The organism is Salipiger mangrovisoli (assembly GCF_015223355.1).
Classification (GTDB): Bacteria; Pseudomonadota; Alphaproteobacteria; order Rhodobacterales; family Rhodobacteraceae; genus Salipiger; species Salipiger mangrovisoli.
In genome coordinates this window covers 1-5,538 of sequence record NZ_JADFFK010000065.1, presented here as the reverse complement: position 1 = coordinate 5,538, position 5,538 = coordinate 1, and the positions used below count along the sequence as shown (strand labels likewise).

General features: G+C 67.5%; 3 protein-coding genes and 1 pseudogene. 3 read left to right on the top strand and 1 reads right to left on the bottom strand.

Features of this window, described 5'->3' with window-relative positions:
* Positions 1-962, bottom strand: a 962-nt coding sequence (locus IQ782_RS29260; protein ID WP_420832704.1) for a GlxA family transcriptional regulator, incomplete at its 3' end; no start/stop codon positions are given.
* Positions 963-1,328: 366 nt separating this feature from the next.
* Between IQ782_RS29260 and IQ782_RS29255 the strand changes: the two genes are divergently transcribed.
* From IQ782_RS29255 to IQ782_RS29245, 3 genes and pseudogenes are all read left to right on the top strand, one after another.
* Positions 1,329-2,078, top strand: a complete 750-nt coding sequence (locus tag IQ782_RS29255; protein WP_194138179.1) for an electron transfer flavoprotein subunit beta/FixA family protein — start codon at positions 1,329-1,331, stop codon at positions 2,076-2,078.
* Positions 2,079-2,095: 17 nt separating this feature from the next.
* Positions 2,096-2,838: pseudogene (locus tag IQ782_RS30255) on the top strand (electron transfer flavoprotein subunit alpha/FixB family protein).
* 118 nt (positions 2,839-2,956) lie between these two features.
* The gene (locus IQ782_RS29245; protein WP_194138178.1) at positions 2,957-5,518 is read left to right on the top strand and encodes a GcvT family protein; all 2,562 of its coding nucleotides are present in this window, start codon (positions 2,957-2,959) and stop codon (positions 5,516-5,518) included.
* Positions 5,519-5,538 lie beyond the last annotated feature (20 nt).

Genomic DNA, 5,538 nt, shown 5'->3' with positions numbered 1-5,538 from the left:
CGCAGCGCCTGCGGGGTGCAGCCGAAGCGGCGGCGGAACATGCGGCTCAGGTGCGACGAGTCGCAGAAGCCGCAATCCACCGCGACCTGGGCGATCGTCTTCTCCGCGGTCAGGAGCAGGTGATGGGCCAGCGACAGGCGGATGTTGAGAAAGGCCGCCTGCGGCGAGATGTCCAGAGCGCTGCGGAAATGCCGTTCGAGCTGCCGCTTGCTGTGCCCGATCCGCCGGGCGATCTCTTCGACGGAAAGCGGCGTGTCGACGGTCTGCTGCATGAGCTGGAGCGCGCGCAGCACGATCGGGTCGCGGGTCTTGAAGCCCAGGGTGATCCCCGGCTGCGGCTTCTCGGCCTGCAGCGCGTCGTCGATGATCATGATGTGCAGGCTCTTGCTGGCCTGCGCCCGGCCCACGTGCCTGTCCACCAGATAGGCCGCCAGATGCGCCGAGCTGGCCCCGCCGGAGCAGGTCAGCCGGTCGCCATCCACCACGAAGATCTGGTCGGCCACCGGGTTCAGCCCCTCGAACTGTTCGAGGAAATCCGCGTGGTGGAACCAGCTCACGCAGCAGCGGTAGCCCTGCATCAGGCCCGCCTGGTGCAACTGGAACGCCCCCGTGCAGACCCCGACCAGCGGCACGCCCGCCGCGGCCGCCTGGCGCAGGAACCCCACGTAGGCCGGGCCGAGCGTCTGCATCTCGTCCATCAGCCCGCCCACCACGACGATGTAATCGAAGCGCGCGGGATCGCCGAGCCGCTCCTTGGGCTGCACCGTGATGCCGCTGCTCGAAGGCACCGCGTCCATCGTGTCCGAGAGCACCGTCCAGTTGCACAGGATCGGCCGGCTGCGGTCGCCTTCGTCCGCCGCCAGCCGCAGCACGTCGACGAAATTGGCGAAGGCGCAGAGGGTGAAGCGCTTGGCGAGGATGAAGCCCACCGAGAGGCGCGCATCCTCTGGCTTGCGCCGCATGGCCTGCGGCGAGGCCGCGCGCGAGGTGGCCTTCTGCGGCATGGGGAGAGATGTCATGCGGGCACTCCGGGGCTGCGCGGGGACGTTTCGGCGGGCTGTCGTAGCCCTCATCCCCGCTCGTCGCAAAGATCCTGTCTTCTGACAGCGTTTCGTCGCAATACTCTGCGCTACGATATCTGCGAGGGCTTCGCCGAACGCGCCTCTGTATGGGAAAAACGCGACGTCTTCGCCGGTCGAACGGATGCGGGCGAACATTTGCGACAGTCCTCGGACCGTCGCCTCTGTTCTCCGAAACTCACCACGGTCCGCCCCTGCGCGGGCAAGGATGCCCCCGGTCACCCCAGGGCACGGCAGAGAGGAAGCGACATGAAGGTGCTGGTCCCGGTGAAGCGGGTCGTCGATTACAACGTGAAGATCCGCGTCAAGGCGGACGGCACGGGCGTCGATCTGGCCAATGTGAAGATGTCGATGAACCCCTTCGACGAGATCGCCGTCGAAGAGGCGATCCGCCTCAAGGAAGCCGGCAAGGCGGACGAGGTCATCGTCGTGTCGATCGGCCCGGCGCAGGCGCAGGACGTGCTGCGCACCGCGCTCGCCATGGGCGCCGACCGTGCCATCCTGATCACCGCCGAGGGGCCGGTCGAGCCGCTGACCGTCGCCAAGCTGCTGACGGCCGTGGTCGCGCAGGAGGAGCCCGGCCTCGTGATCCTCGGCAAGCAGGCGATCGACGACGACAGCAACCAGACCGGCCAGATGCTGGCGGCGCTGCTCGGCTGGAGCCAGGGCACCTTTGCCTCGGCGCTGGAGCTGGGCGAGGGCCGCGCCAAGGTCACCCGCGAGGTCGACGGCGGGTTGCAGGCCATCGAGATCGCGCTTCCGGCCATCGTCACCGCCGACCTGCGTCTCAACGAGCCGCGCTATGCCTCGCTGCCCAACATCATGAAGGCCAAGAAGAAGCCGCTCGACCAGAAGAGCGCCGAGGACTTCGGCATCGCGACCGCCCCGCGCCTCAGGGTGCTGCGCGTCGAGGAGCCCGCGACGCGGGCGGCGGGCGTGAAAGTGGGCAGCGTCGGCGAGCTGCTCGACAAGCTCAAGACCGAAGCCGGCGTCATCTGAGAGCGGGAGCAAACATCATGGCCATTCTTCTTTTCGCAGACCACGACAACGCAGCGCTTTCCGAGCAGACCGCCAAGGCGCTGACCGCCGCGCTGCAGATCGGCACCGAGGTCGACATCCTGATCGCCGGCAAGGGCGCCGCCCCCGCCGCCGCGGCCGCTGCGCAGCTCACCGGCGTGCGCAGCGTGCTGCTGGCCGAGAGCGACGCGCTCGAGCACCGGCTGGCCGAGGCCAGCGCGGCCCTGATCGTGGCGCTTGCAGAGGGTTATGACACCCTGCTCGCGCCCGCCACCACCACCGGCAAGAACGTCCTGCCGCGCGTTGCCGCGCTGCTCGACGTGATGCAGATCTCGGAGATCACCGAGGTCGTCGCGGCCGACACCTTCAAGCGCCCGATCTACGCCGGCAAAAGATCATCGTCTCGGGCGGCCGCGCGCTCGGCTCGGAAGAAAAGTTCCGCGAGGTGCTGAGCCCGGTCGCCGACAAGCTCGGCGCCGCCGTCGGCGCCTCGCGCGCGGCGGTCGATGCGGGCTATGCGCCGAACGATTTCCAGGTCGGACAGACCGGCAAGGTCGTCGCTCCGGACCTCTATGTCGCCTGCGGCATTTCCGGCGCGATCCAGCACCTTGCGGGCATGAAGGACAGCAAGGTCATCGTCGCGATCAACACCGACGAGGAGGCGCCGATCTTCCAGGTTGCGGACTACGGGCTTGTCGGCGATCTTTTCGAGATCCTGCCGGAGCTTGAACGCCAGCTCTGACCCCCTGCCGCGCGAAACACGGTCGGTTTTCGCGCGGTGAATGCCGGTTCGGCGCCATCAATGCGCCGCGCCACGCCCTATCACTTGCGTACTCCCCTCGAACAAGCGGACTGCACCCATGTCTTCCTTTCCTGAACGCGCGAATGTCGTCATCGTCGGTCTCGGCGGCATCGTCGGCGCCTCTGTCGCCCACCACCTTGTAGAGCGCGGCTGGGACAATATCGTCGGCATCGACAAGTCGGCCATCCCGACCGACATCGGCTCGACCGGCCACGCCTCGGACTTCTGCTACTGCACCAGCCACGATCTGCTGAGCACCTGGGCGACCATGTACTCGGTCGATTTCTACGAGAAGATGGGCCACTACAGCCGCATCGGCGGGCTCGAGGTGGCGCGCGTCGGTGACGATCAGCGCATGGAAGAGCTCAAGCGCCGCTGCGACTCGGGCCGCGCCTTCGGCACCAACGTGCGGATGATCTCCGCCGCCGAGGCCAAGGAGAAGTTCCCGCTTCTCGAAGAGGACCAGATCCAGGGCGCGATGTGGGACCCGGATGCGGGCCTCGTCGTGCCGCGCTCGCAGACCGTCGCGGGCAAGCTGGTCGACCAGGCCGAGAAGTCCGGCAAGCTCAAGGCCTTCGCCAACACCCCGGCGCTGGAGCTGATCACCGAGAACGGCCGCGTGACGGGGGTGAAGACCTCGCGCGGGACGATCATGGCCGATCACGTCGTGGTCTGCGCCGGCCTCTGGGGGCGCCTGATCGCCGCCATGGCGGGCGAAGACCTGCCGGTGATGCCGGTCGACCACCCGCTGACCTTCTTCGGACCCTATGACGAATTCGCCGGCACCGGCCTCGAGATCGGCCGTCCGCTGCTGCGCGACCAGGGCAACTCGGCCTACATGCGCGACACCGGCGATCCCGCGACCACCGAGGGTGGCCAGATGGAATGGGGCTACTACTACGAGAAGGACGTGCGGATGGTGCATCCGCGCGACATCCTCGAGAAGGGCCAGGCGCGCCTCGGGCCGTCGATGCGCGACCTGTCGCTGGAAGACGTGATCGAGCCGCTCGAAAGGGCCATGGAGCTGACCCCGATCCTCGCCGAACTCGGCTTCAACGAGAGCCACTCGTTCAACGGCCTGCTGCAGACCACCACCGACGGCGGCCCGTCGATGGGCGAGAGCCGCAAGCTGCGCGGCCTGTGGTACGCCGTGGCGATCTGGGTCAAGGACGGCCCCGGCATGGGCAAGCTCATCGCCGACTGGATGACCGACGGGCGCACCCACATCGACCACCACGCGATCGACTATTCGCGCTTCCAGGACTTCCAGCTGAAGGAGGACTTCATCTGGGGCCGCTGCGAGGAAACCGCCGCCAAGATCTACAACCCGCCCGTCCACCCGCGCGAGCCCTTCGGCAACGCCCGTGGCATCCGCCGCTCGCCCTTCTACGAGCGCGAGGTCGAGCTGGGCGGCTACTTCATGGAACTCGGCGGCTGGGAGCGGGCGCATGGCTACGCCGCCAACGAGCACCTGCTGGAGAAATACGCCGACCAGGTGCCGCTGCGCGAGAACGAGTGGGACAACCGCCACTTCTGGCGCGTGTCCAACGCCGAGCAGCTGGAGATGAGCGCCGATTGCGGCCTCATCAACCTGTCGCACTTCCACATGACCGACATCGAGGGCCCGGACCACGTGGCGCTGATGGAATGGCTCTGCGCCGCGAAGATCGGCGGCGACACCATGGTCGGCAAGGGCATCTACACCCACATGCTCGACGACGAGGGCATGGTGCGCGCGGACTTCACCGTCTTCCGCATGGGCGACCGCTGCCGCTTGGTGAACGGTGCCGACGCCGGACCGCGCGACCTCGAGTACATGAAGCGCACCGCGATGGACAAAGGGCTCGACGTCACGATCACCGACGTCACCGAGAAGTTCACCACCATCGGCATCTGGGGCCCGAACGCCCGCGAGAACCTCAAGAAGGTGGTCGCGGATCCGGCCGGGCTTGACGCCGAGAACTTCCCCTTCGCCGCCATCAAGCCGATCGAGATCGCCGGCAAGACCGTCACCGCCTTCCGCATCTCCTACGTCGGCGAGCAGGGCTGGGAGCTGCACATGCCCTACGAGGACGGTCTTGCCGTCTGGGACGCGCTGCGCTCGACGGGTGTCATGGCGGTGGGGGTCGAGACCTATGCCAACTCGCGCCGCCTCGAGAAGTCGCTGCGCCTGCAGAACGCGGATCTCATCACCCAGTACAACCTCTACGAGGCGGACCTCTCGCGTCCGAAGGTCAAGGAGGCCGACTTCCGCGGCAAGGCAAAGCACGTCGAGTACCGCGCCCGCGCGCACCAGCCCGCGATGCTCTGCACGCTGGTGATGACCAACAATGTCGACAGCAAGGGCATCGCCCGCTACCCGGTCAACACCATGCCGGTGATGGACCCCGAGACCGGCGCCGTGCTGGTCGACGCGCTTGGCCGCCGCTCCTACACCACCTCGCAGGCCTTCGGTCCCAGCGTGGGCAAGAACATCATGCTGGCCTACCTGCCGCATGAGTATTGCGAAGTGGGGCGCAAGCTGCAGGTGACCTACTTCGACGAGCCCTTCGAGGTCGAGGTCGCCGGCATCGGCTACGCGCCGCTCTACGATCCCGAGAACAGCAAGCCGCGCAGCTGACCCGCGGCGAAACCGGACTG